Annotated in this window: 23 protein-coding genes, 3 tRNA genes and 1 other RNA gene; 8 read left to right on the top strand and 19 right to left on the bottom strand. The window is 25.4% G+C overall.

Features of this window, described 5'->3' with window-relative positions; translation table 11 throughout:
- Positions 1-159 precede the first annotated feature (159 nt).
- From dapE to AB4W59_RS00410, 4 genes are all read right to left on the bottom strand, one after another.
- Positions 160-1,287, bottom strand: coding sequence for a succinyl-diaminopimelate desuccinylase (gene dapE / locus AB4W59_RS00425; RefSeq protein WP_367673174.1), 1,128 nt, complete (start codon positions 1,285-1,287; stop codon positions 160-162).
- Positions 1,288-1,380: 93 nt separating this feature from the next.
- Positions 1,381-3,378 carry a transketolase gene (gene tkt, locus AB4W59_RS00420; protein WP_367673173.1) on the bottom strand — a complete coding sequence of 666 codons (1,998 nt, stop codon included), beginning with the start codon at positions 3,376-3,378 and terminating at the stop codon, positions 1,381-1,383.
- A gap of 39 nt (positions 3,379-3,417) precedes the next feature.
- Positions 3,418-4,368, bottom strand: coding sequence for a transaldolase (tal, locus tag AB4W59_RS00415; protein ID WP_367673172.1), 951 nt, complete (start codon positions 4,366-4,368; stop codon positions 3,418-3,420).
- A 144-nt stretch (positions 4,369-4,512) separates the two neighbouring features.
- Positions 4,513-5,730, bottom strand: coding sequence for a beta-ketoacyl synthase N-terminal-like domain-containing protein (locus AB4W59_RS00410; RefSeq protein ID WP_367673171.1), 1,218 nt, complete (start codon positions 5,728-5,730; stop codon positions 4,513-4,515).
- A 193-nt stretch (positions 5,731-5,923) separates the two neighbouring features.
- On the opposite strand from AB4W59_RS00410, the gene rsmI reads away from it, so the two are divergent.
- Both rsmI and rnpB read left to right on the top strand, forming a co-directional pair.
- Positions 5,924-6,775 carry a 16S rRNA (cytidine(1402)-2'-O)-methyltransferase gene (gene rsmI, locus AB4W59_RS00405; RefSeq protein ID WP_367673327.1) on the top strand — a complete coding sequence of 284 codons (852 nt, stop codon included), beginning with the start codon at positions 5,924-5,926 and terminating at the stop codon, positions 6,773-6,775.
- Between the two features lie 34 nt (positions 6,776-6,809).
- An RNA gene (gene rnpB / locus AB4W59_RS00400) (RNase P RNA component class A) lies at positions 6,810-7,167 on the top strand.
- An 85-nt stretch (positions 7,168-7,252) separates the two neighbouring features.
- On the opposite strand, the gene pmbA is transcribed toward rnpB, so the two are convergent.
- Complete coding sequence (gene pmbA / locus AB4W59_RS00395; protein WP_367673170.1) at positions 7,253-8,593, bottom strand: metalloprotease PmbA; 1,341 nt, start codon at positions 8,591-8,593, stop codon at positions 7,253-7,255.
- Positions 8,594-8,814: 221 nt separating this feature from the next.
- On the opposite strand from pmbA, the gene ppa reads away from it, so the two are divergent.
- From ppa to rpmG, 3 genes are all read left to right on the top strand, one after another.
- Entirely contained in the window at positions 8,815-9,339 is a 525-nt protein-coding gene (gene ppa / locus AB4W59_RS00390) for an inorganic diphosphatase (protein ID WP_367673362.1), read from the top strand.
- A 420-nt stretch (positions 9,340-9,759) separates the two neighbouring features.
- Positions 9,760-10,011 (top strand): 50S ribosomal protein L28, encoded by a 252-nt coding sequence (gene rpmB / locus AB4W59_RS00385; protein ID WP_367673169.1) that lies wholly within the window; start codon positions 9,760-9,762, stop codon positions 10,009-10,011.
- On the top strand, positions 9,984-10,151 hold the full coding sequence (gene rpmG / locus AB4W59_RS00380) for a 50S ribosomal protein L33 (RefSeq protein WP_367673168.1): 168 nt from the start codon (positions 9,984-9,986) through the stop codon (positions 10,149-10,151). The genes rpmB and rpmG overlap by 28 nt, the downstream gene beginning before the upstream one ends.
- Positions 10,152-10,278: 127 nt before the next feature.
- Here rpmG and fliR read toward each other — a convergent pair whose 3' ends face one another.
- From fliR to fliF, 11 genes are all read right to left on the bottom strand, one after another.
- Positions 10,279-11,046 carry a flagellar biosynthetic protein FliR gene (gene fliR / locus AB4W59_RS00375; RefSeq protein WP_367673167.1) on the bottom strand — a complete coding sequence of 256 codons (768 nt, stop codon included), beginning with the start codon at positions 11,044-11,046 and terminating at the stop codon, positions 10,279-10,281.
- Positions 11,046-11,315: a flagellar biosynthesis protein FliQ gene (fliQ, locus tag AB4W59_RS00370; RefSeq protein ID WP_367673166.1), complete on the bottom strand. Its 270-nt coding sequence runs from the start codon at positions 11,313-11,315 to the stop codon at positions 11,046-11,048. The genes fliR and fliQ overlap by 1 nt, the downstream gene beginning before the upstream one ends.
- Positions 11,316-11,376: 61 nt before the next feature.
- Positions 11,377-12,603 carry a flagellar type III secretion system pore protein FliP gene (gene fliP / locus AB4W59_RS00365; protein WP_367673361.1) on the bottom strand — a complete coding sequence of 409 codons (1,227 nt, stop codon included), beginning with the start codon at positions 12,601-12,603 and terminating at the stop codon, positions 11,377-11,379.
- 50 nt (positions 12,604-12,653) lie between these two features.
- Positions 12,654-13,052 carry a flagellar motor switch protein FliN gene (fliN, locus tag AB4W59_RS00360; RefSeq protein ID WP_367673165.1) on the bottom strand — a complete coding sequence of 133 codons (399 nt, stop codon included), beginning with the start codon at positions 13,050-13,052 and terminating at the stop codon, positions 12,654-12,656.
- The gene (locus AB4W59_RS00355; RefSeq protein ID WP_367673164.1) at positions 13,045-13,992 is read right to left on the bottom strand and encodes a FliM/FliN family flagellar motor switch protein; all 948 of its coding nucleotides are present in this window, start codon (positions 13,990-13,992) and stop codon (positions 13,045-13,047) included. The genes fliN and AB4W59_RS00355 overlap by 8 nt, the downstream gene beginning before the upstream one ends.
- Before the next feature lie 85 nt (positions 13,993-14,077).
- The gene (locus AB4W59_RS00350; protein ID WP_367673163.1) at positions 14,078-15,079 is read right to left on the bottom strand and encodes a flagellar hook-length control protein FliK; all 1,002 of its coding nucleotides are present in this window, start codon (positions 15,077-15,079) and stop codon (positions 14,078-14,080) included.
- Positions 15,027-15,236 (bottom strand): hypothetical protein, encoded by a 210-nt coding sequence (locus AB4W59_RS00345; RefSeq protein ID WP_367673162.1) that lies wholly within the window; start codon positions 15,234-15,236, stop codon positions 15,027-15,029. Before AB4W59_RS00345 ends, AB4W59_RS00350 begins: the two co-directional genes overlap by 53 nt.
- A gap of 493 nt (positions 15,237-15,729) precedes the next feature.
- The gene (locus AB4W59_RS00340; protein ID WP_367673161.1) at positions 15,730-17,139 is read right to left on the bottom strand and encodes a FliI/YscN family ATPase; all 1,410 of its coding nucleotides are present in this window, start codon (positions 17,137-17,139) and stop codon (positions 15,730-15,732) included.
- On the bottom strand, positions 17,094-17,792 hold the full coding sequence (locus tag AB4W59_RS00335; RefSeq protein ID WP_367673160.1) for a FliH/SctL family protein: 699 nt from the start codon (positions 17,790-17,792) through the stop codon (positions 17,094-17,096). The genes AB4W59_RS00340 and AB4W59_RS00335 overlap by 46 nt, the downstream gene beginning before the upstream one ends.
- A complete protein-coding gene (fliG, locus tag AB4W59_RS00330) occupies positions 17,792-18,775 on the bottom strand; it encodes a flagellar motor switch protein FliG (RefSeq protein ID WP_367673159.1) in 984 nt (327 codons plus the stop codon). Before fliG ends, AB4W59_RS00335 begins: the two co-directional genes overlap by 1 nt.
- Entirely contained in the window at positions 18,772-20,442 is a 1,671-nt protein-coding gene (gene fliF, locus AB4W59_RS00325) for a flagellar basal-body MS-ring/collar protein FliF (RefSeq protein WP_367673158.1), read from the bottom strand. The genes fliG and fliF overlap by 4 nt, the downstream gene beginning before the upstream one ends.
- A 240-nt stretch (positions 20,443-20,682) precedes the next feature.
- Here fliF and fliE point away from each other — a divergent pair, with 240 nt between their 5' ends.
- Positions 20,683-20,991, top strand: coding sequence for a flagellar hook-basal body complex protein FliE (fliE, locus tag AB4W59_RS00320; RefSeq protein WP_367673157.1), 309 nt, complete (start codon positions 20,683-20,685; stop codon positions 20,989-20,991).
- An 82-nt stretch (positions 20,992-21,073) separates the two neighbouring features.
- Here fliE and AB4W59_RS00315 read toward each other — a convergent pair.
- Positions 21,074-21,146 (bottom strand) — tRNA-Ala (locus tag AB4W59_RS00315).
- Positions 21,147-21,239: 93 nt separating this feature from the next.
- Positions 21,240-22,664 (bottom strand): glutamate--tRNA ligase, encoded by a 1,425-nt coding sequence (gltX, locus tag AB4W59_RS00310; RefSeq protein WP_367673156.1) that lies wholly within the window; start codon positions 22,662-22,664, stop codon positions 21,240-21,242.
- A 189-nt stretch (positions 22,665-22,853) separates the two neighbouring features.
- On the opposite strand from gltX, the gene AB4W59_RS00305 reads away from it, so the two are divergent.
- Both AB4W59_RS00305 and AB4W59_RS00300 read left to right on the top strand, forming a co-directional pair.
- A tRNA-Val gene (locus AB4W59_RS00305) sits at positions 22,854-22,929 on the top strand.
- Between the two features lie 8 nt (positions 22,930-22,937).
- Positions 22,938-23,010 (top strand) — tRNA-Lys (locus AB4W59_RS00300).
- A 22-nt stretch (positions 23,011-23,032) separates the two neighbouring features.
- Here AB4W59_RS00300 and ligA read toward each other — a convergent pair.
- Positions 23,033-25,045: an NAD-dependent DNA ligase LigA gene (gene ligA, locus AB4W59_RS00295; protein WP_367673155.1), complete on the bottom strand. Its 2,013-nt coding sequence runs from the start codon at positions 25,043-25,045 to the stop codon at positions 23,033-23,035.
- Positions 25,046-25,177: the final 132 nt, after the last annotated feature.

Raw genomic sequence — 25,177 nt, 5'->3', positions numbered from 1 at the left:
ATAGAAAGAAGAGGCAATCCATAAAAAATAAAAAAATTATTATATTATAAATATATATATCAATTAATTCTATATCTCAAGTGTAGAGTATCATTGCGATATTCTGCACTTTGTATATTTTTATAAAAATTATAGATTTATAAATAATATTAAATACAATTATACTAGTAATCTTTGCATAATATTTTGATACATCAAAGACAATATCTTTAAATCAGATATTTTAACGCATTCGTTAATCTTATGAATAGTACTATTTGTAAGACCTAATTCTATGATTTCAGAGCCCATGATTGATATAAAACGACCATCTGATGTACCACCAGAGGTAGATAACATAGGTTTATTTTGATTAAATTTTAAAATACATTTAGTTACCTTATTAATTAAAATTCCTTTTTTAGTAATAAAAGGATAGCCAGATAAAGACCATTTAATAGAATATTTTATATTTTTTTTATCTAATATACTATGAAATGCTAATTTAATTTCTCTAACTGATAATTCTGTGCTAAAACGCAGATTAAATTTAACACATAAAGACTCAGGAATAACATTACTAGAATCTTCACCAGCATGAATCGTAGGGATATTAATTGATGTAGGAGGAAAATAATCATTGCCATTATCTAATTTTATAGATAAAATTTCTAAAATAATAGGTAATCCTTTATGTATAGGATTATCTGCAAGTTCAGGATAAGCAATATGACCTTGTATTCCATGAATAGTTAAATCTGCTGTTATTGATCCTCTACGTCCATTTTTTATAACATCCCCTATAATAGAAGTGCTTGATGGTTCTCCTACAATACAATAATCAATTTTTTCACTTTTTGATATTAAATAATCAACTACTTTTTTTGTACCATGCACAGCACTAGACTCTTCATCAGAAGTAATTAAAAAAGACAACCGTCCTGAATAATTGGGACACTTTATTACAAAACGTTCAGCCGCAACTATCATAGCAGACAAAGCACCTTTCATATCTGATGCTCCTCTACCAAATAATATTCCATTATCGATTATGGGATTGAAAGGATCAGTATGCCATTTTGTATTATCACCAGGAGGTACAACATCAGTATGTCCTGCAAATGTTAATGTTGTACCTTCACCGCGATATGCCCAAAAATTTTTTGTATCAGCAATATTAATGGTTTTAACTATAAAACCAATTGCAAGTAATCGTTGTATTAAAATATCTTGACAACCTAAATCTTGAGGGCTGATAGATGGAATTCGTATGAGATCTTGTGTTAATTTAACAATAGGACAAATCATTTTTTTTCCTAGAAAGTGATTAATTCTTTAATATATTAAAAAATTATAGAGTATAAAGAACTCTATAATTTTCTTAATATGACTTGACACGATTTAAGAATCTAATAAAAATTGTGCTTTCTGTATTATATTTTCCACAGTAAATCCAAACTTTTGAAATAAATCTTCTGCAGGCGCAGAAGCACCAAATGTTTTCATTCCAATAACTAAACCCTTTAAACCTACATATTTATACCAAAAATCTTCTATACTAGCCTCAATAGCAATTCTTTTTATAACATCGGATGGTAATATTTCCTCTTTATATGAAATGTCTTGATTATCGAAAATATTAGTAGAAGGCATGGATACTACACGAACAGAATATCCCAAGGAAAAAATATGTTTTGCTGCTGCTAGAGTAATAGATAATTCAGAACCAGTAGAAATAAAAATAATATCTAAAGGTGCTTTACTATCATATAATATATACGCTCCGCGAGCGATATTTTCTAATTGTTGAGGATTTCTATTAAATTGTTGTAAATCTTGCCGTGATAAAATAAGTGCTGTAGGGCCCAGTTTTTTTTCAATTGCCATCTTCCATGCTACTGCTGTTTCCACTTGATCACTGGGTCTCCAAACAACTAAATTTGGAGTCATTCGTAAATTAGCTATTTGTTCTATAGGTTGATGTGTAGGACCATCTTCACCTAATCCAATAGAGTCATGAGTATAAATAAAAATATGATTACTATTCATGAGTGAAGCCATACGAACCGCATTACGCGCATATTCAACAAAAATTAAAAATGTTGCAGTATATGGAATAAATCCTCCATGCTGTGATATGCCGTTAGCAATAGCAGTCATACCAAATTCACGAACACCGTAATGAATATAGTTACCGGATGCACAATCTTTTATAGACATTGAAGACGAACACAAGGTTAAATTACTAGGAGCTAAATCAGCCGATCCTCCAATTAATTCAGGTAATAAAGGTTGAAAATGTTCTAATATATTTTGAGACGCTTTACGGGTAGCAATTTTTTTTGGATTATTTTGCAGATTAAAAATAAAATTATTTGTTTTTTGATTCCAATGAATAGGCAAGGCTTTATTAATACGTCTTATATATTCTTTAGCTAAATCAGGATATTGTAATTTATACGAATCAAATAAATCATTCCATAATTTTTCAGATTTTACTCCCTGTTTAGCAGCATTCCATTTTTGATATATTTTGTCAGGTACTTCAAAAGAAGAGTATTTCCATTTTAATTTTTCTTTTACTAAAGTAATTTCCTCATCTCCCAGAGGAGAACCATGTGATTCTGCACTTCCAGATTTATTAGGTGATCCAAAACCAATAATAGTATTACAAATAATAATTGAAGGTTTATGTAAAATATTTTTTGCTTCTTGAATGCTTTTTCTAATAGACTCACTATCATGCCCATTCACATTATTAATCACATGCCAATTGTACGATTCAAATCGTTTTTCTGTATCATCAGTAAACCAATTCGATATACGACCATCTATCGATATTCCATTATTATCATAGAAAACAATTAATTTACCTAATTTTAAAGTACCTGCTAAAGAGCATACTTCATGTGAAATACCTTCCATTAGACAGCCATCACCTACAAATACCCAAGTATAATGATCAACAATGTCATAATTTTTTCGATTAAAATAAGCTCCTAAAGTTTTTTCAGCTATAGCCATTCCAACAGCATTAGCTAATCCTTGCCCTAAAGGGCCGGTGGTTGTTTCCACACCAGGTGTTTCACCGACTTCAGGATGGCCGGGTGTTTGAGAGTTTAATTGTCGAAAATTTTTAATTTCTTTAATTGATAAGTTATATCCAGTAAGATGCAATAAACTATATAACAACATCGATCCATGGCCATTAGATAATATAAAACGATCACGATTGTTCCATTTCGGATTAAGTGGATTATGTTTTAAAAACTCTCTCCATAATACTTCAGCAATATCTGCCATACCCATTGGCATGCCAGGATGTCCTGATTTTGCATTTTGTACTGCATCGATACTTAATATACGAATAGCATTAGCTAATTGTTGGCGCGAACACATATATTTTCCTTAAGACCCAATATTTATTTATAATATAATTTATATTTCTTTAGAAAGTATTTTTTCTAAAGCCAATTGATCTTTACTAAACAATTGTATACCTTCTGACAGTTTTTGCACTGCCATTGAATCTTGATTATGCTCCCAACGAAATTCTGATTCAGATAATGGAGAAGGAGGTTTTGCAAAGATAGTAGGTGGTATTAGTTTTCTTTCTATTATTTCAGTATTAAGCTGTAACTCTCTTAACAAATTAACTGATATAGTTAAACGATCACATCCTGCTAAATATAAAACTTGATCAATATGACGAAAACTAGCACCCATAATTATTGTATTATAGGAATGCCGCTTATAAAAATTAAAAATTTTTCGCACCGATAAAACGCCTGGATCTTGTTCAAAAGAAGATGATGTTATTAAATTTTTAGATATATACCAATCATAAATACGACCTACAAACGGAGATATTAAGAAGACATTTGATTCAGCACAAGCACGTGCTTGTGCAAATGAAAATAAAAGAGTTAAATTACATAAAATATTTTCTTTTCGTAATTCTTCTGCCGCTTTAATGCACTCCCAAGTTGAAGCTAATTTTATCAATACTCTATCTCTTGAAATACCTTGTTCTTCATACATATTAATTAATTTTTGTGCTTTTAAAATACATTTTTCTTTATTAAAAGATAAACGTGCGTCTACTTCACTAGAGATATAACCAGGAATACACTGTAAAATTTTTATTCCTATATCAATTAGAATTTTATCGCTTGCATTTTCTATTTTTTGTTTATATGAACCACCTTTCTTTTTAGCATATTCTACTGCGTTATCAATAAGATTTTTGTTAGACGCTACTTTAACTGCCTGCAATATTAAAGAAGGATTTGTAGTGGCATCGTCTGGTTTATATTGATATATTGATTCTATATCACTTGTATCTGCAACAATAATCGTAAACTGTTTTAACTGATTTAATTGATTCAATGTTAACACCCCTCAAATATTCATAAACGTTTAAGTATAAATAAAATACGCTTTTACATGGTATTAAAATAGATGCAATCTATTTTGAACTAACTCTCTGAGTTTAATTAATATAAAATCATTACAAAGCATAATACATATTAACTAGTATCGTTTTATTACCAACGACACATTAGTACCTCCCAAACCAAAACTATTTGACATAGCAGTAGTAATTTTTTTTTTAATCACTTTACGTATAATATTCATATCTTTAGCATCAGCCTCTAAATTTTCAATATTAATAGTAGGGGCTATAAAATTATTCTGCAACATAATTAATATATAAATAATTTCATGTACTCCTGCAGCTCCTAAAGCATGCCCACTAATTGATTTAGTAGCAGAAATAATAGGTTTTTTCTCATGATAAAAAGCTTTTTTAATAGCTTGCAATTCTATTAGATCTCCAGCTACTGTCGATGTTCCATGTACATTTAGATAATCAATATATATATTTTTTTTATTTTTTGCCATATTCATACAACGAATAGCACCTTCCCCAGAAGGACAAACCATATTTTTCCCATCAGAAGTAGCAGAATATCCAATTATTTCTGCATAAATTTTTGCTGAACGAGATAGAGCAGAATTTAATTCCTCTAAGATCAATATACCTCCACCGCCAGAAATTACAAAACCATCACGATTTCTATCATATACGCGTGAAGCTTTAATAGGATTGTCATTAAATCTTCTTGATAGTACCCGCATAGCATCAAATTGATAAGATAACTCCCAACTAATTTCTTCAGCTCCACCGGCAAAAATTAGATCTTGTTTACCTGATTGAATAAGTTCAAATGCATTGCCAATACAATGAGCAGATGTTGCGCAAGCAGAACTAATAGAATAGTTAACTCCATAAATCTTAAATATACTAGATAAACAACCAGATATATTCGAAGACATCGATTGTATAGCAATATACGGACTAACAGATTTTAAGCCGCGTCTACTAGTCATAGCATTTATACCATATCTCTGATATTTAGGAGATCCACCTCCCGAACCTACAATTAATCCTACACGAGGATTTTTTTGATAATAGTTTTTTTTTAAACAAGAATCTATAATAGCTTGTTCCATAGATAAAAAAGCATATATAGAACTATCATTCATAAAACGAAAAATTTTATTTTTGCGTAAATTTTCTATATCTATTTTAATCTTTCCACACACATTACTTTTCATTCCAGCATTTTTCATTTCTTCTGAAAATACAATGCCAGACTTACCATAATATAAAGAATCAAAAACTTTTTTTTTGTCATTACCAATACTAGAAATAATGCCTAAACCTGTAATTACCACTCGCTTCACTATTTAACCTTACGTATAAAAAAATATGTTAATATATTATTATATAAGATTTATTTAAGATCTATAATTTCTCTATTTATATGTTTTTAAAAAAATAAATATAATTTTAATATTTCTTACAAAATATGTTAATTTGTTTAATTCATATATCTTACAAAACGATGAAATAATTATGGCTGTATGCAAATCATATATTAAAAAAAAATATAAAGGTATTCTTTATATTGTGCCCACACCTATTGGAAATTTATCGGATATTACATACCGTGCAGTAGAAATATTAAAAAATGTTCATATTATTGCTGCTGAAAATATTCATCATACCACTATTTTGCTAAATCATTTTGATATCAAAAATTATATAATAGCAATGAATAAACACAATGAAAAAAAGCAAAGCAATTATTTAATAGAACAATTAAAAAAAGGAAAAAATATTGCACTAGTTTCTAATGCAGGTACTCCTGTAATTAATGATCCCGGATATTTTTTAGTTGTAGAATGTCATTTAAACGATATTCAAATAACTCCACTTCCGGGAGCATGTGCTGCTATTACAGCAATAGTTGCTTCAGGAATATCAGCAAAGCGTTTTTGCTATGAAGGTTTTCTTCCTTCTAAAAAAAAAGAAAGATGCAATCTTTTAAAATCTTTACGAAAAGAAGAGCGCACTCTCATTTTTTATGAAACAAAACATAGAATATTAGAAAGCATTCAAGATATAATAGAGGAAATAGATGATAATCGATACATAACATTAGCAAAAGAAATCACAAAAAAATGGGAATTTATTTATAAAGAAAAAGCAAAAATAATATTAGAATGGGTGCAACATAATAAAAATTCTTATAAAGGAGAAACAGTTATTATTATAGAAGGATTTAAACCTCCAAAATATAAATTAATATCCCAAAAAGAAATTAATACATTTAATATATTACGTGCATTTTTAACACTTAAACAATCGGTTTATATTACATCTCAAATACATAAAACAAAAAAAAATAATTTATATCAATATGCAATAAAAAAAGAAGAAAAGTGACAAAATAATGAAAATAATATATAATTGGCTATTAGAAGTTGACCAAGACAGTCGCTGTTTAGTGTGATATAAAACTAAAAAGAGGAAAGTCCGGGCTCCATAGAGCAAGGCGCCAGGTAACCCCTGGAAAGCGCAAGCTTATGACTAGTGCAACAGAAAAAAAACCACCATTTTATTACAGAATGGAAAGGGTGAAAAGGTGTGGTAAGAGCACACCGCATAATTGGTAACAATTATGGCATGGTAAACTCCGCCTGGAGCAAAGCCAAATAGAGGTTATATGTATTGCTCGTACTTTTAAACCTGGGTAGGCTGCTCGAGTTAGTAAGTGATTACTATCCTAGATGAATGACTGTTAAATACAGAACCCGGCTTATAGGTCAACTTCTGACAAACATAAAATATATTATTTATATAATAAAGGTAATAAGTGTATTACCTTTAATAATTATTGATAAATAAATATTAATTTATCAGCTAATTACCTGATATTTGCATTTCAGATATTAAAATAGAACCACATTGAATATTAGTACGCTCATCAATATCGTTACTAATACTTACAATATTCTTCCACATATTTTTTAAATTGCCAGAAATAGTAATCTCGTGTACTGGATATTGAATTTGTCCATGATCAATCCAAAATCCGACTGCACCACGCGAATAATTTCCACTTATAATATCTACTCCTTGACCCATTAATTCCGTTATTAATAAGCCTTTATGCATTTTTTTTAATAATTCTATAAAAGATAAATTTTTGTTTTTTATAAACCAATTATAAATTCCACCCGCGTTACCAGTACTCACCGTTTTCATCTTACGAGCAATATAACTATTTAACAACCAAGTTTCTAAAACACCATTCTTAATAATATTTTTTACTCTTGTTGCCACACCCTCACCATCAAAAGGTTTACTCCCTAGACCTTTTTTTATATGAGGATTTTCTTCGATATCTAACCAATTAGGAAAAATATTTTTTTTAAAATCATTTATTAATAATGTGGATTTTTGATGTACATAATAACCACTAATAGCTTTGACAAGATGGGAAAACAAGGAAGAAGATATATTTGAAGAAAAAATAACTGGAGATTTTATACTCTTTATTTTTTTTGATCCTAACCTTGCAATTGCACGTGTAGCTGTTTTTTTACCTATTATTTCTGATGCATCTAAATCCTCAATTTTTCTAGATACAGAATAATCAAAATCTCTTTGCATAATATTATTCTCTTCAGCAATCACACAGGTATAAAGAGAATGACGAGTAGATTTATAACTTTCCAACATACCGAGACTATTACCAAACACTATAATATTAATATGACTATTAAAACAACTTCCTTCACTATTGATAATTCTTTTGTCATGATTAAATGCTGCTTGTTCTGCTGCAACAGCAAGATTAATAGAATTATTAATGTTAAATTCTAAAGGATGAAATAAATCGAGATCTATTTTCTGAGAATATAATAAATCTAATTCAGGTAAACCTGAAAAAAAATCAGAGGAAGAGTATTTAGCAATATTTAATGCTTTATCTACCATATTTTTAATACTATTCAGACTAAAATCTTTTGAGGAAACACTTCCTTTAGAGAATTGTTTATATACTGTAATTAATAACGCGCCATCTCTATTATATTCTATATGTTCGGTAATATTGTTTCTAATATTAATATTAATACCTATTGTTTTTTTTATAGAAACCTCAATAGAGCAATTTTTACCTTTAACTAATTCTAAAATCTTTTTAACTGTATTTATAAGAAATTTCTTTTCTTGTTCTATTTCTTGTATTAATTGCATTATTCTATCCTGATTTTTTATATTTAAATATAACCTTAAAAAAATATTATAAAATATAATTATATAAAAATTTTTATATCTAAATATAAGGAATGTTATATTGTGAGATATAATATTTTTAAAATATTAAAAATTTATTTTTATATTATACTTTTTTTGTATAAATTGTACAAAAACATTAAAATAAAAATATGATAATAAAAAATTTTTTATAAGGAAAAATAATTTTGAATAAGATAATTGCTGGTGAAAATATCCCTAATGATATTTATGTAATAATTGAAATTCCTGCATATTCTCATCCTATCAAATATGAAATAAATAAAAAATATAATGCTCTTTTTGTAGATAGATTCATATTAACACCTATGTTTTATCCATGTAACTACGGATATATTAACCAAACACTCTCTCTAGATGGAGATCCTTTAGATGTGTTAGTAACTTCTCCCTATCCTATACAATCTAATGCGGTTATTAAATGTAAACCTATTGGCATTCTTAAAATGAATGATGAGTCAGGAGAAGATGCAAAAATAATAGCTGTTCCGCATGAAGATATATCTAAAGAATATGAAAAAATAAATAATATATCAGAATTACCAAAACTATTAAAACAACAAATTGTGCATTTTTTTACAAACTATAAAAAAATAGAAAAAGAAAAATGGGTAAAAATTATTGGATGGGGCGATCATAAAGAGGCTAAATTAGAAATTAGAAATGCATATCAACGTGCCAAATAAAATATTCAATTAATTTTGTTGTATTAAATTAGATTTATATCAAGACATTAATATATTTTACTGCTTAATAATTTCAGTAATAACAACAAAAAATTTATTTATTTAAGTATATATTGAAACTTTTATTCACAATCATAAATTGCGATTATCATAATATATTTGATAGATTATTTTTATAAAAATAATGCTTCTATATTCATTACTGACATAATATATAAAAAATAGAATATAGATTCTATAAAAAATTTTTATATTTTTTATGTGCATCAAATGGTTATCTATAGATACTATCTTTATAGTATAAATATAATTTTTATATAAAATAATTAGATGATAAATTATCATAATTTTTTTGAAATATGCTAAAATAACATTATTGTAAAAAAATTTATTATGTATTTTATATAAAAGAGAAATAAAATGTCGCGTATATGTCAAATTACTGGCAAAAAGCAAATGGTTGGAAATAATCGTTCTCATGCAATGAATGCAACAAAAAGAAAATTTTTACCCAATATTCAATATCATCGTTTTTGGATACCAGAAGAAAAAAGATTTATTAAATTACGTATTTCCACTAATGGTATGCGCTATATTGATAAATATGGCATCGAATTAGTATTAAAAAAAATAAAGGAGAATGAATGGCTAAAAAAATTCGTGAAAAAATAAAAATGATTTCTTCTGCCGGAACCGGACATTATTATACTACAACTAAAAATAAAAGAAACACTCCAGACAAATTAGTTTTAAAAAAATATGATCCAGTTATTAGAAAACATGTTTTATACAATGAAGGAAAAATAAAATAAAAAAATTTTTTTTATATATATAAATTAAAAAAACCATTTTATAAAGTATAATTGAAAGAAATTATACTTTATAAAATATTTATTCTATCTAAAAATAAACTTTTATAACCAAAATATTTTATTCATTCTAAAATATATCACCAATAAATAACATTAATTCATTAAAAATATTTTTTAAAAAAGGAAATATAGACATTATTAAATTGTATAACAAAGAAATTCCAATTAATAAATTTAAAGATAATCCCATAGAAAATATAGATATTTGCGGAGATAAACGATTAATTATTCCCATAACAATATTTAATGCCAACAAAAAAATTATTATTGGTAATGACAATGTAATCCCATGTATAAAAATATATCCAGAAAATTTTAATATAATTAAAAATATATTGGCATACAAATAATTTTCATCAATAGGTATAGCATAAAAACTATTAACTAAAATATTAATTACCTGTAAATGACCATTTAATGCCAAGAAAAAAAATAACACATAAATATTTAATAAACGAGATATTATAGAAGTACCAAGATGAGTGTTCATATCAAAGAAAGTCGCAAATGATAATCCTATCTGCAAAGATATAATTTCACCAGCTAAATTTGCTGTAATAAATAAAAATTGTATTATAAAACCAAGAGCACAACCAATTAATATTTGATGTAAAAATAATATCAAACCTACTGATGAAAATAATGAAAGATGAATTTTAGGTAAAAAAGGTGCAATTAAAAAAGTAATGCAAGCTGCTAAAATAAATTTTATCTTATTATTAACAATTTTTTCATTAAATATTGGTGATATAGAGAGAAAAGCCAAAATACGCACTAATGGCAAAAAAAAATAACTTGTCAATGTCATTATATCAATAATATTAAAATGAAACATTATTGCATAATCAGAGGTATATTACGAAATAAATGATACATATAATCCATTATTACACCTAACATCCAAGGTCCTAGTATTAACATTACTCCTACAACAGAAATAATTTTAGGAATAAAAGATAAAGTCTGTTCATTAATTTGTGTAGCAGCTTGTAATATACTGATAATTAAACCACTAACTAATGCAGATAATAACAATGGTGATGCCAACATAAATGTTACTTTTATCGCGTCATGAAATATTGATATTACATATTCAGATGTCATAAAAATCTCTATTTTTTAAAATTATTAATTACAATATTGGCTTCAACAACATATATAGAATTTATACATTAAAACTCTGTATCAAAGAGCTGACTAACAATTGCCATCCATCTACTAAAACAAATAATATAAGCTTCAAAGGTAAAGCAATAGTTGCAGGCGGCACCATCATCATACCAAGAGCCATCAAGACACTAGCCACTACTAAATCAATAATTAAAAATGGTATAAATATTGTAAATCCAATTTGAAATGCTGTTTTTAATTCACTAATAATAAAAGCAGGTAATAATACACGCATGGGTATATCTTTTTGATCTTTATAAGAAGATAAATGTGCTAATTTTGAAAATAATTCTAGATCAGATATGCGAGTTTGATTAGACATAAACGTTTTTAAAGGAATAGACGCCTGTACAATAGCTTCTTGCATATTTATAGTTTTATTACTAAATGGTTTATATGCGTTAATATATACTTTATCTATAGTAGGAGACATTACAAAAAACGTTAAAAACAAAGCTAAACCTATCAAGATTTGATTGGGCGGTGCGTATGGGGTTCCTAAAGCATTACGTAATAAACCAAAGACAATAATAATTCTAGTAAAACCTGTCATCATCAATAAAAATGCTGGAATAAAAGTTAGCAAAGAAAGAAAAACTAATGTTTGTACTGGTATAGACCAACTTAAATCTCCTCCATCTGTCATATTATTTGTAATATTAGAGACATCAGCATATACCGTAGGACAAAACAAAAATAAAATCAACGTAGTCTGAAAATATATTAATATTTTCTTAAAATAATAAAAAATTTTTTTTAAAATTTGAACATTTTGATCTTTTATTTGAACATTTTGATCTTTTATTTGAACATTTTGATCTTTTATTTGAACATTTTGATCTTTTATTTGAACATTTTGATCTTTTATTTGAACATTTTGATCTTTTATTTGAACATTTTGATCTTTTATTTGAACATTTTGATCTTTTATTTGAACATTTTGATCTTTTATATTCATCGATGGTAAAGTATATAAATAAGAAATATTTTTTCTAGTCACACCTAAAACTATTTTTTTTTCTTGAATATCTACAATAATAATTGATTCGTAAGTTCCTACTGATATTTTATCTATTATTTTAATTAAAGATAATTTTTTATATTTTTTTAAAAAAGATATTTTTTTTAAAAACCACACACAAATTAATATAAAGAATATAACTTGCGATAATGAACTTATTATTTGAAATAAAGATAAATTATGAGGTAATAAAGAAAACATACTAGGTATTAATTGCAAATAATAATTATCATAATTCATAAAATTTAAGCTCAGATTGTAAAATTAATAGACTGTGAAACATTTTTAATACCAGTGATACGAAGGCCATACTTTTCTTCTAGAAATACAATCTCACCTGATGCAATTAAATAACCATTGATAAAAATATCTAATGGTTCTTCATGTAATTTATCTAAAATTAATACGCTACCTTGAGAAAGATTAAGAAAATCTTGAATTGTTATTTTAGTTTTTCCCAATTCTACGGTAATATTAACAGAAGAATTAAATATAATATTTTTTTTTTTCGTTATATCATCTATATCTTCTTTCACATCTATATCTTCTTTCACATCTATATCTTCTTTCACATCTATATCTTCTTTCACATCTATATCTTCTTTCACATCTATATCTTTTTGATATACTGTATCTCGTATATTATTCATGATAATATTTTTTCTCTTTTATAGTAGATTGTATATTAATAAATTTTTCTATTATAATACAAGATTTTTTATGCAATTCCGCATAATAACCTAAAAAAATTGGTTTATTATCAATATAAGCTATTATTTTTTTAGGATTATCAATAGATAATACATCGCCTACAGATAAAGTGAAAATATTTTTTTCAGAAACAGAAAAGTCCATTAATTGCACGATAATATTAAATTTTATATAACTAATATTTTTAATAGATATCGGTTTGGCTGACAAAGTGCATTTTGGAATGCTATTTTTAAAAAATAAATATTTATTTTTATTAAAAAGATTTAATATGGATATCGGAGTCAATACACAAAAATAAAAGCGTATTTGATTCATTTTTAGCAAAAAACGATGAATAATTATTTTTTCCTGCAAAAAAAAATTTGATTTATTTAAATCTTTATTTTTTTTTATATCAATTAAATTGATATCAATTGAAAAAAAATTTTTCCAAGCATCGGAGTAAGCTTTTTTAAATAATTCTATTAATTTTTGATTAACAAAGACTTCGGTAGAGGTAATATCTACATTTTTATTTTTACAATTGATATGTTTATTATTACCTCCAAATAAAATATCTATTATAATAAACAACATGCTTGAAGAAAAAACAGTATATAATTGATTTTTATATGGTAATATTTCAATTAAATTAAAATATGTTAATGATTCAATCATTTTTATACTATCGTTATCAAGCCCTATTTTCATACTATAAGAACTTAAATATATATTCTGATTAGTTAAAAAAGAAATTTCTTTAATCATTTGATTAATAAAAACACTATTTATATTTTTAAAAATATTAATTTTTTCAATATAAAATATATCCTTTACTGTTTCATCTTTTTGATAAAACTGTGAAAATTGATCTATAGTATGATTCCTTTGATTCATTATATATACCTCGTAGACACAATGGATTGACAAAATATTTAAAATATTTTTTATAATATATTCATATTATAAATAATCAAAAATATTATATATATATATCAATTTTTTTATTGCCAAAATATTTCATATTTCTTTGATTTGTATTTAATATTGGTTTTATATGTTGCGTATTACTAATATTTTTCGTGCTATTAATGCGATAACTATGAGATTTTTTTGATTCTTTACTATTTTCAATAGTAGCACTATGCACATTAATATCATCAATCTTAATATCATGCTTTTTAAAAGAAGATTTTAAAATAGGTATTGCATGATTTAAAATATTTTTTATCTTTCTACAATGAGAAAGAAAATTTACTGTTGCCGTATTGTTATTTATTTTAATGCGTATATCTATAAGTCCAAGATGCTCAGGTTCTAACTGTATTTCTGCTATATCTTCTTTTCGACAAGCAAAAAATAAAACCTGCTGACTAATTGCTTTTTTCCATTTAATAATATTTTTATTGCAGGGTTGATAGACATTATCATTGAAATATTTATCTTTATCTAAATTTTGTAATAAAAAAATTTTTTGAATTGCATGATTTTGCAATGGAAACGTATTTTTATGTAAATTTAGGTTAAATTCAGGAGTAGTAATGTATTTTTTTATGTCTTGTATATAAGATATGATATCTGTTCTATATTTGATAAAATGTGCACTCTTTTTGTCTATGTTTAACATAGAAATATCATATATATGAGAATATCTAGTATGAGCATTATTTTCATCATGTTTTATACAATCAATAGATTTTTTATTACTAATATTTTTATCTTGTGTATCTGGAATATCTTTGAGATGAATTTTTTCTAAAATTTTTATATTTTTTTCATACTGTTTTATTTTTAATATTTTATTATTAATATAATTTGAAAAAAATGATGTATGTAAAATATTGTCCTGATTATTTTTTTTTTTAAAATAATTGTTTTTTTTCGAAAAATCAGAAAAAATATCTTGTCTATTAAAAGTATCTAATAAAAAATTAATTAAAAAATGTTTTGATACAATATTTTTGTCTTTTTTTTTTTGTAACAATATTAGAAAATTCTATTTCTTTACTTAATAAATTTTTAGTTAACTCATTACAAAATACATGTGAGAAAAAATCTGAATTATTTTTTTCATAAGACTGATGACGTGCATGAGAAAATATATTTTTTTTTAGTATAACATTTTGAATTGTATCTAACATGATATAAAAATCCTTATTTTAATATTACTTTTAAATATCGTCATTTACAGATTATTTACAGAGCATTTATTAAGCCAATGGTTCTTGTAAAAAAATATTTCATTATTTATTTTTTAATAATTCCCAAGTTTTTAATTTGATTTGATTTTTTAATAGTATATGAATTCTATATTGAATTTTTTTTTTATTATCAGATGCCATTTCAATATTATTATCAATAATTATACTTAAGACAAAAAGAAAATTATTATAATTATTCCAATTATGTGAAAATATCCCTAGTAACTTTTGATTATATAATTTTTCTTTATATTCATTTTGATAATTTATTAATAATTTTAATTGTTTATCATGCTCTATCTTTTGATGATATAATGTCTTTATTTTAATTGATTCTATTTCTATTTTTTTTTTTCTATCTTTTCCAATACAGAAAATAAGTTTTTTCTATGCTTCATATAATTTATACACTCGATCGATAAGACAAATACAATTATTGAATAAATATTTTTTCTAACGTTTGACATGAATGCAAGTAATCACTTTTTTCTAACATTTTTTGCTGTAAAAATTTTTCTATCATAGGCCACGTTTTGATGGCCATATCTAATACAGGATCAGTTCCATGAATATAAGCACCAATATTTACTAAATCTCTATTTCTTTGAAACGATGCCACTAATTTTTTTAAATTACAAGCATAAGAATATTGTTTTTCAGTAATAATAGATGGCATCACACGACTAATAGATGCTTCTACATCAATAGATGGATAATGCCCTAATTCTGCATAATAACGTGACAATATAATATGACCATCTAGTATAGCACGAGAAAAATAAGAAACTGGATCTGGTTCTTCTTCATTTTCTGTTAACACTGTATAAAATGCAGTAATAGATCCTTGAGTATAGCTATTACCTGCGCGTTCAATTAAATGAGGAATTTTAGAAAAAACAGAAGATGGATACCCTTGCGACACTGGTACTTCTCCCATGGACAAAGCAATATCACGTTGTGCCATAGCATAACGTGTTAAAGAATCCATAATTAATAATACATGTTTATTATTTTGACGAAAATATTCTGCAATGCTAGTAGCATAAGATGCTCCTTGTACCTGTAATATAGGTGATACATCAGCAGGAGCTGCAATTACTACAGATCTTGATAGACCGTCAATTCCTAATATATTTTCTATAAATTCTTTAACTTCTCGACCTCTTTCACCAATCAATGCTATTACAATAACATCTGCTTTTGTATATTTAGCCATCATACCCAATAAAACACTCTTACCAATCCCAGAGCTTGCAAAAATTCCTATTCTTTGCCCTCTACCTATTGTAAGTAATCCATTTATAGCACGTATACCGGTATCTAATATATCAATTATTGGCTTTCTTTTTAATGGATTAATAATTTTTTCATTAAAACAAGTAAAGTATTTAGTATTTAAAATAGGTAAACTATCTAAAGGTTTTCCTTCACTGTCTAAAACTCTTCCTAATAAATTCATGCCTAATGGTAATTTTTTTATAACACCATTTAAATTAGTACCAATATTGCCAATAGGAAAGACGCGAGCACCGGGGAAAATACCATCTGTATTATTAAAAGATAGCAATATAGTCTTATCTTCAGTAAATTTAATTACTTGACCAGTAATATTAAAAATATTATTATCTATTTGTCTTTCAATAATACACTGAGTACCAATTGGAATTTTTAATCCTACAACCTCTAAAACAAAACCATTAATGCTAATTAAACGTCCATAATGTATTATATTAGGCAATTGATTTACACGATATTCAAATAAAGAAAATTTTTTCAACCATGTTTTTAATTTTAAATTCATGAATTCTCCTCTGAACATACTAGTCGGCATAATTCTTGCCATCTAGCATTTACGGTAGCGTCTATATCACCTCTGTCTGAAATAACTTTACAACTATTTAAATCTATATTATCATCGTATGATAATTTCCAATTATGCATATTTAAAAAATCTAAAAAAATATTTTCTACTATTTTTTTATTAGAAGGATGAACTACTAGATTAGGTTTTTTAAGAAAAAAATTATCTTTTAAAGTAACATTCTTTATACATTGTAATAAACTAGATTTATCAATATCAACATGCTTTCCAATTACGTATGCAGATACTTTCAACACCACCTTCAGTAAATGAGAAAATAATAAATTTTCACATGCTAATAAAGAATTATCAAAATCAATAAATAATTTTTTTATTTGGCTCTTTAAAACTTCTTCATTTTTTTTATATTTTTTATACCCCATAGAGAAACCTTTTTTATACGCTTCTTTTTGCAAATTTTTGACTTCTTTATCATTAAAATAAGTTTTTTGTACAGCTTGTGAAATATTTTCAATATTACCTATATCTTTATTAATTTTTATATCTGTATATAATTTTTTTTCAATAATTTTATGGGTATATAAATATTGCTTATAATTTTTTTCCATGTTTATTAAAAATATTTTTTGAGGACTCCATCGAATCCAATCTTTTTTAGTAGTTAATTGTGACATTATTTTTTCCTTATAATATGCGCATCATTTTCTTTCTCTAAAATATTCTTAATCATCATCAATATTAATTTTTTTTCATTCTCTATAGCTGCATCAGAAATATAAGATGGATTTTGTAAGCTCTTATTTAAATCGTGCGCTTGTTTTTGAGACATATTCTTAAAAAATTTATTTTTTACGATATCATTAGATTTTTGCAGAGCAATATATAATTTTTCATCATCGATATAATGTAATAACGTTTTTATATAACGATCTTTTAAATAAATTATGTTATCAAATATATTCATTTCTTGTATGATCTGAGATGCTAAAATAGTGTTATATTCATGCATTTTCTTAATAGTCTTTTCTTCATATGGTAACTGCATAGAATTTAAAATACTAGCTGCAATTTTAATACCACCTTTATCAGATAATACTAATTTTTTATTTTTTAGCAAATGATCGATTACATGTCTTAATTCTACAAAACTAGATTCTTCAATACCATTAAATTCAGCGATTCTTAATATAATTTCTGATCGTATTGTATCATTTAAAAATGTAAGGATTGCAGCGACTTGTTTTTTTTCTAAATGCACTAAAATAGTAGTAATAATTTGTGGATGTTCTTTAGACAATAAGGCAGAAACTTGATTAGGTTCCATGAAATTAAGAGCCTCAATATAGATCTTTGTATTATAAGCTTCTAAAGTATCCTGCAAAAGACAATTGCCTTTTTTTTCTCCAAGCGCTTTTTTCAACATCACAGAAAAATACTCTTTACTATTACAGCTAATAGTGTTCATTTTATTTGCATTCTCATAACATTCACGTAAAACTTGCGTTAATGTCTCAGTAGAAAATTGGTTTAAATTCATCATAGCAGAAACCAATTTTTGTACTTCAAAGAAAGTTAAATGTTTTAATATTTCGCCGGATTGTTCAGGCCCAATAGACATTAATAATAATGCACTTTTTTCAACACCGTTTAAAATCATATTTTATTGTTCATCCATTTTCGAATAATTAATGCTATAGTACGTGGATTTTTATTAGATATATTACAAATATTACTAATTAACTGATCTGCATTTAAATTTTTATCAATTTTTTTTTCTAAAATAGAAGATTTTTTTTTCTTATTTTCTATTAAATCTTTTGTATCTTGTATATCTTTTCTCATTTTTTGTAAAGATAGAAAAATATATTTACGTATAATTAATATAATAAAAAAAATTATCAATAAAAATATTAGAATACAGAAAAATACATTAAACAATGGCACAGATGCAGTATGATGTAATATTACTGGCAATGGCATATCATTATCATTCTTAACAAAAAAAGAACTCATTACATACACACTATCACCGCGAGATTTAGAATATCCTATTGCCTCATGTACTAATTGATCAATGTTTCTTAATTGCTCTTGTTTTAAACACACAAACTGTCCGTTTTTATTCTTTACATAATTTACTATCACTGCTGCTGATAATCTTTTAATTTCCCCAGTATGAATTTTTGTATGTGAAATAATATGATTTAATTCATAATTTGTTATATTTTCATGATTTATATGCGACGTACTAGATACAGGAATATTGCGCATATCTTTCATCTTCTTAAACACAAGCTTATTATTTTTAATATTATGATCGGCAGCATTAATTAAATTGTTTTTCGAATTTACACCATCAGATACAGCGTTCATCGATTTCGTTGTATCGGTATGCACATTTTCTTTTGTATCATGAATAATTATCTGACGAGACCGCATAGATTGATCATTTTTCTTTCCATTAGGCGAATATTGCTCTTGCGTGCGCTCTTCAGAATTAAAATTAATTTGAGCAGTCACTTCTGCATGAACGTTTCCTTTGCCTAATAAAGGCTCTAAAATATTTTTAATTCTATTTATATAAAGATTTTCAATAGACTCAGTATATTTAATATTCGTATCACCTGCTGGTTCATTGTCAAAAGATGATGAATTTAATAAATTTCCAAATTGATCCACTATAGTAATATCTTTAATGGATAAATCTGGTATACTGCGAGAAATAAAATTTAAAATAGCACTTACTTGACGCGCATGTAATGATTGACCGGATTTTACATTTAATATAATAGCTACTGATGAAGATCTTTTATCTTTTAAAAATAAAGAAGATTCAGGCAATGCAATATGTATACGTGCACTGTTAATAATATTAATTTTTTTTATAGTACGTGACAATTCACCTTCTAAAGCACGTTGATAATTAATTTTTTCATGAAATTGACTAATACCAAATTTTTCTTTATCAAATAGCTCGAAACCAATATCTTCGTTTTTAACGGCATGATTATCAGAAAAATAAGAGCGCAATTCATTAATCTTGTTTTTGGGAACAAGTAATTCGCCAGAGCTATCAGAAAAATTATAAGGAATATGCATTTTTTGTAATTGATTAATAACCTTGACTTTATCTTCATAAGATAAGTGATCATATAATACTGTATTGTTAGAAGATCTAAACCATATAAAAAAAGAAAAAACCGTAATCACTAAAGCTGATACAACAATAAATAAAATTCGAAAATTAGTAAAAAAACGAGAAAAAAAAGTAATAATTTTTTTTTTATTTTTTAATACTGAATTTTCTAAATTACCAAAATTCATGTAATATTCCTATCTTAAAGTTAGTTTTAGCTTAAAATATTAAAATACACTAATTAAGATAAAATTATTTAAACTATCTTAGATATATTTTACATATATAACATTAAATGTCTAAATTAACTATAAACTCAAATGATTATTGTATAATAATTTATACATAAGATTTTTATCTTTTTAAGAGATATGTTAATATCCGATAAATAAAAATATAAAATACTATTTGATTAATTTAAGGAAAATATGTCTATTAACAATATTAATTATAATAATAATTATTCAAATGCGCTTCTTCTAGTAAATAATCAAAAAAAAAATAGCTCTCAATATGAAAATTTTTCGAAGAATATGAAAGAAATATTAGAAGAAGTGAGTCGTGAACAAATCAATGCACAAAAAAATACTGAAAAATTTGAATTAAATCAATCCAATACTTCTCTTAATGAAGTGTTAATAGATTGGCAAAAATCTGCTATTGCCATACAAATGGCAGTACAAATTAGAAATAAATTAATTTCTGCTTATCAAGAAATTATGAATCAACCCGTATAATATTTTATATCAAAAATAATTCTGTACTATTTTTTTATAAAATAATTTTTTATAATGAAGTATAATTTAGTTATTATTTTTATGGAGCTAAGCGGAATTGAACCGCTGACATCTTGCATGCCATGCAAGCGCTCTACCGTCTGAGCTATAGCCCCTAAATTATTACAATATAAAAACACAAGAATTCTGTCAATAATATTTTTTACAAAATATTTTTGTTATAAAAAATTTATATTATGTCTATCACATTATGAGCGTTGATCAGCACAATTTATTTCTTGAATATAATTAATAAATTTTTTAATTCTAAATAATACTTTTTCTTTACCTATTAAAAATATAACAGAACTAATACTCGGTGAAACAATATCGCCGGTAATAGAGATTCTTAAAAGCGTAATAATCTCTCTTACCGCTATATTACATTCGATAGCTACAATGCTAATTACTTTAGAAATATGTTCACATTGCCATACTATAATTTGAGATATTTTTTGATATAATTTTTCTAAAATAATACAATTATCAAATACTAAATATGTTTGAATAAATTTTTTATCAGAAAAAGAAAAATCTTCATAAAAATAACGACAATATTGAGCTATTTCTTTTAAAGTATAAAAACGATTTTTTAATAAATCTATCAAAGATTCTAATCGAGGTCCATTTTTTATATTAATATTTTCTTTTTCCATATGTTTTTTTAAAATATCTACTATATGAGGTGTGGCAGAAGTATTAATATAATGTTTATTAACCCATAACATTTTCTTTTTGCTAATTACACTAGAAGATTTATTTACAGATTCTAAACTAAAAAATTCTTTCATTTCTTGCATACTAAATATTTCTTGATTTCCATGAGACCATCCCAAACGCACAATATAATTTAATAATGCTTCCGGTAAAATACCATTATTACGGTATTCTATGATATTCATAGCATTTTGTCTTTTAGATATTTTATGACCATTTTCATCAAAAATCATAGATACATGTCCGTATATCGGAATGGGAGCTTCTAATGATTTTAAAATATTAATTTGACGCGGAGTATTATTAATGTGATCTTCCCCACGAATTACATGTGTTATTTTCATATCTAAATCATCTACTACTACACACAAATTATAAGTTGGCATTCCATTAGAACGTTGAATAACTAAATCATCTAATTCTCTATTTTCAAAAGTAATTTTTCCTCTAATTTTATCATAAAACGTAACTTCTCCGATAATTGGATTTTTAAATCGTACTACATAATTTTTTTGTAAAATATTATGTATGTTTAAATTTCTACAAGTTCTTTTATAACGTGGTTTTTCCCCTTTTAATATTTGTTGCTGTCTTTCTTTTTCTATTTTTTCGATTGAACAAAAACATTTATACGCATTGCCTCGTTGAAGCAAAGTATCAACGATTTTATTATAACGATACAATCTCTTACTTTGAAAATAAGGCCCTTCATCCCAATCTAAACCTAACCATTTTAATCCATCTAAAATCGATTGCACAGATGATATTTGTGATCTATTAAAATCCGTATCTTCTATTCTTAATATAAACTTTCCATTGTGATGTCTGGCAAATAACCAAGAATATAAAGCAGTACGAATACTTCCAACATGCAAATTACCAGTTGGACTAGGTGCAAAACGAGTTCTAACTTGCATAAATTCCTTAAATAATAAAATATCATTTAAATATTAAAATTAATATTATAAGTATAATGTTATTAAAAACATTAAAACAATAAATATTGTTAGTAAAATTCATAAATATCAAAAAATATACTATTTTTTAAAAAAAAAGATTGACTCTATTTTTTCTATCATTACAATAAGGTAACTAAGAAAATAAAAGGGTGATTAGCTCAGTTGGTAGAGCTCCTCCTTTACACGGAGGAGGTCGGCGGTTCAAGTCCGTCATCACCCACCAAAAATTTAGGGTCGTTAGCTCAGTTGGTAGAGCAGTTGACTTTTAATCAATTGGTCGCAGGTTCAAATCCTGCACGACCCAAAAAAAATAATTCAATCAATATTCATATCAGCATTAAAAATTTTTCTTCGTTTATAACCTCTACTTTTAATCGCAATGCATTCGAATATTTTGAACCTACTTTATTACCATAAATCAAAAAATCAGTATTTTTAGAAACAGTATTAGATATTTTAGCACCCAATCCTACTAAAATATTTATACATTGCTTTCGTGAATAATGTATAAAAGTGCCAGTTAATACTATTCTTTTATTAAAAAATAATGTTTTTTTTAAAATTTTGCTGGATATTTCTTCTTTATCCCAAAAAATACCTATATTATTCGTAAGCTCCATGATTATACGCCGATTAGAAGGCGAGGAAATATAACAAAAAATGCTATTTGCAATAATTTTTCCAACACCAGGAATAATACTTAATTCTAATATATTAGTATCTAATAATTTTTGTGCTGTTTTAAAATAAGCAGCAATGTTATTGGATACCATTTTTCCAACATGAGGTATACTTAAAGCGTAAATAAATCGACTAAAAGTTGTTTTCTTACAATTTATTATGGCATTAATAATGCTAATACTTTTTTTTTCTTTAATATTATCTATTTGTTGTAATTGTAAAGATGTAAGAAAAAAAACACTATTTATATTTTGAATGATATTATTTTTTATTAATTTTTTAATAATTTCTGGACCCAAACCCATTACATTTAAAGCTGATTTAGAGAAAAAATGATGTATCATTTTTTGTTTTTGAGCATGACAAGTAAATCCAGAGTGACAACGAATAATAGGTTCTTCTTTATTTTTGATCAATTTACTTTTACATGCCGGACAAAAAATAGGAAAAAATATTTTTTCTGCATCATGCAATCTTCTCTCTTCTAATACTCCAATAATTTTAGGTATTACATCTCCTGATCGGCATACTATAACAAAATCATTAATATGTATATTTAATCGATTGATTTCATTTTCATTATATAATGATGCTTTTTTTACTATAACACCTGATATTTGAATAGGTTCTAAATACCCTACTGGTGTTATAACACCTGTACGTCCCACTTGAAATTTTATTTTAATTAATCTTGTAATATGTTCTTCACTAGGAAATTTAAAAGCAATAGCCCATCTTGGAAATTTTGTATTAAAACCTAATTTATTTTGCAATGGTATTGAATCTACTTTTACAACAATACCATCAATATGAAAATCTAATAAACAACGTTTTTCTTGAAGATTTTTATAAAAATTATATACTTCTGCGGAAGTGTAGCACAATAACATTTCTTCTTTAATCAAAAAACCCCATTCTTGACACTTTTTTAATCTGTGATAATGACTAGAAATATCATCTAATTCATTAAAAAAATTATATCCATGACAAAAAAAAAGTAATTTTCTTTGCGCTGTAATAATAGGATTAATTTGACGTAATGAACCTGCAGCAGCATTACGGGGATTGGAAAAAATTTTTTTATTATTTATTTTCAATTGATTATTTAATTCAATAAAATCTGATTTTAATATAATTATTTCACCTCTAATTTCTAATCTCTTAGGGATATTATAGCCTTTTAATTTAATAGGAATAGATTTAATCATACGTACATTATCAGTCACATTTTCCCCTATATAACCATCACCTCTAGTACCTGCTTGAATTAATTCACCTTCCTCATAAACAATGCTTAGAGCGACACCATCTAATTTTAATTCACAACAGAAAGATATTTCTCGCAAACAATGTTTAAAACTTTTAATTTTTTTCTGAAAATTAAGATATCCATATAAACTAAAAGTATTTTCTAAAGATAACATAGGTGAAAAATGCACTATTTTTTTAAATTTATTTATTCTATGTGAACCGATTTTTTGCGTAGGTGAATCGGAAGTGATTAATTCTGGATTCTGTGATTCCAGATGATATAGTCGATTGAATAAATAATCATATTCTACATCGGAAATAATTGATTGATCTAAAGTATGATAAAAATATTCATATTTTAAAATTTTTTTACGTAATATAGCAATTTTTTTTTTAATAGATTTCATAAAATGTTACATATTAGTTAATAAAAAAATAATTTTTTTAATTTATACCAAAAATAACTAATAATATTAGTATATTTAAATTATTTTTATATATAATTTTGAAAAATCAAATTATAAGTTTTTACATAAAAA

This window comes from Buchnera aphidicola (Cavariella theobaldi) (assembly GCF_964059165.1).
Taxonomy (GTDB): domain Bacteria; phylum Pseudomonadota; class Gammaproteobacteria; order Enterobacterales; family Enterobacteriaceae; genus Buchnera; species Buchnera aphidicola_BO.
The sequence above is the reverse complement of the archived record's forward strand: the minus strand, read 5'-3'. Positions and strand labels throughout refer to the sequence as shown.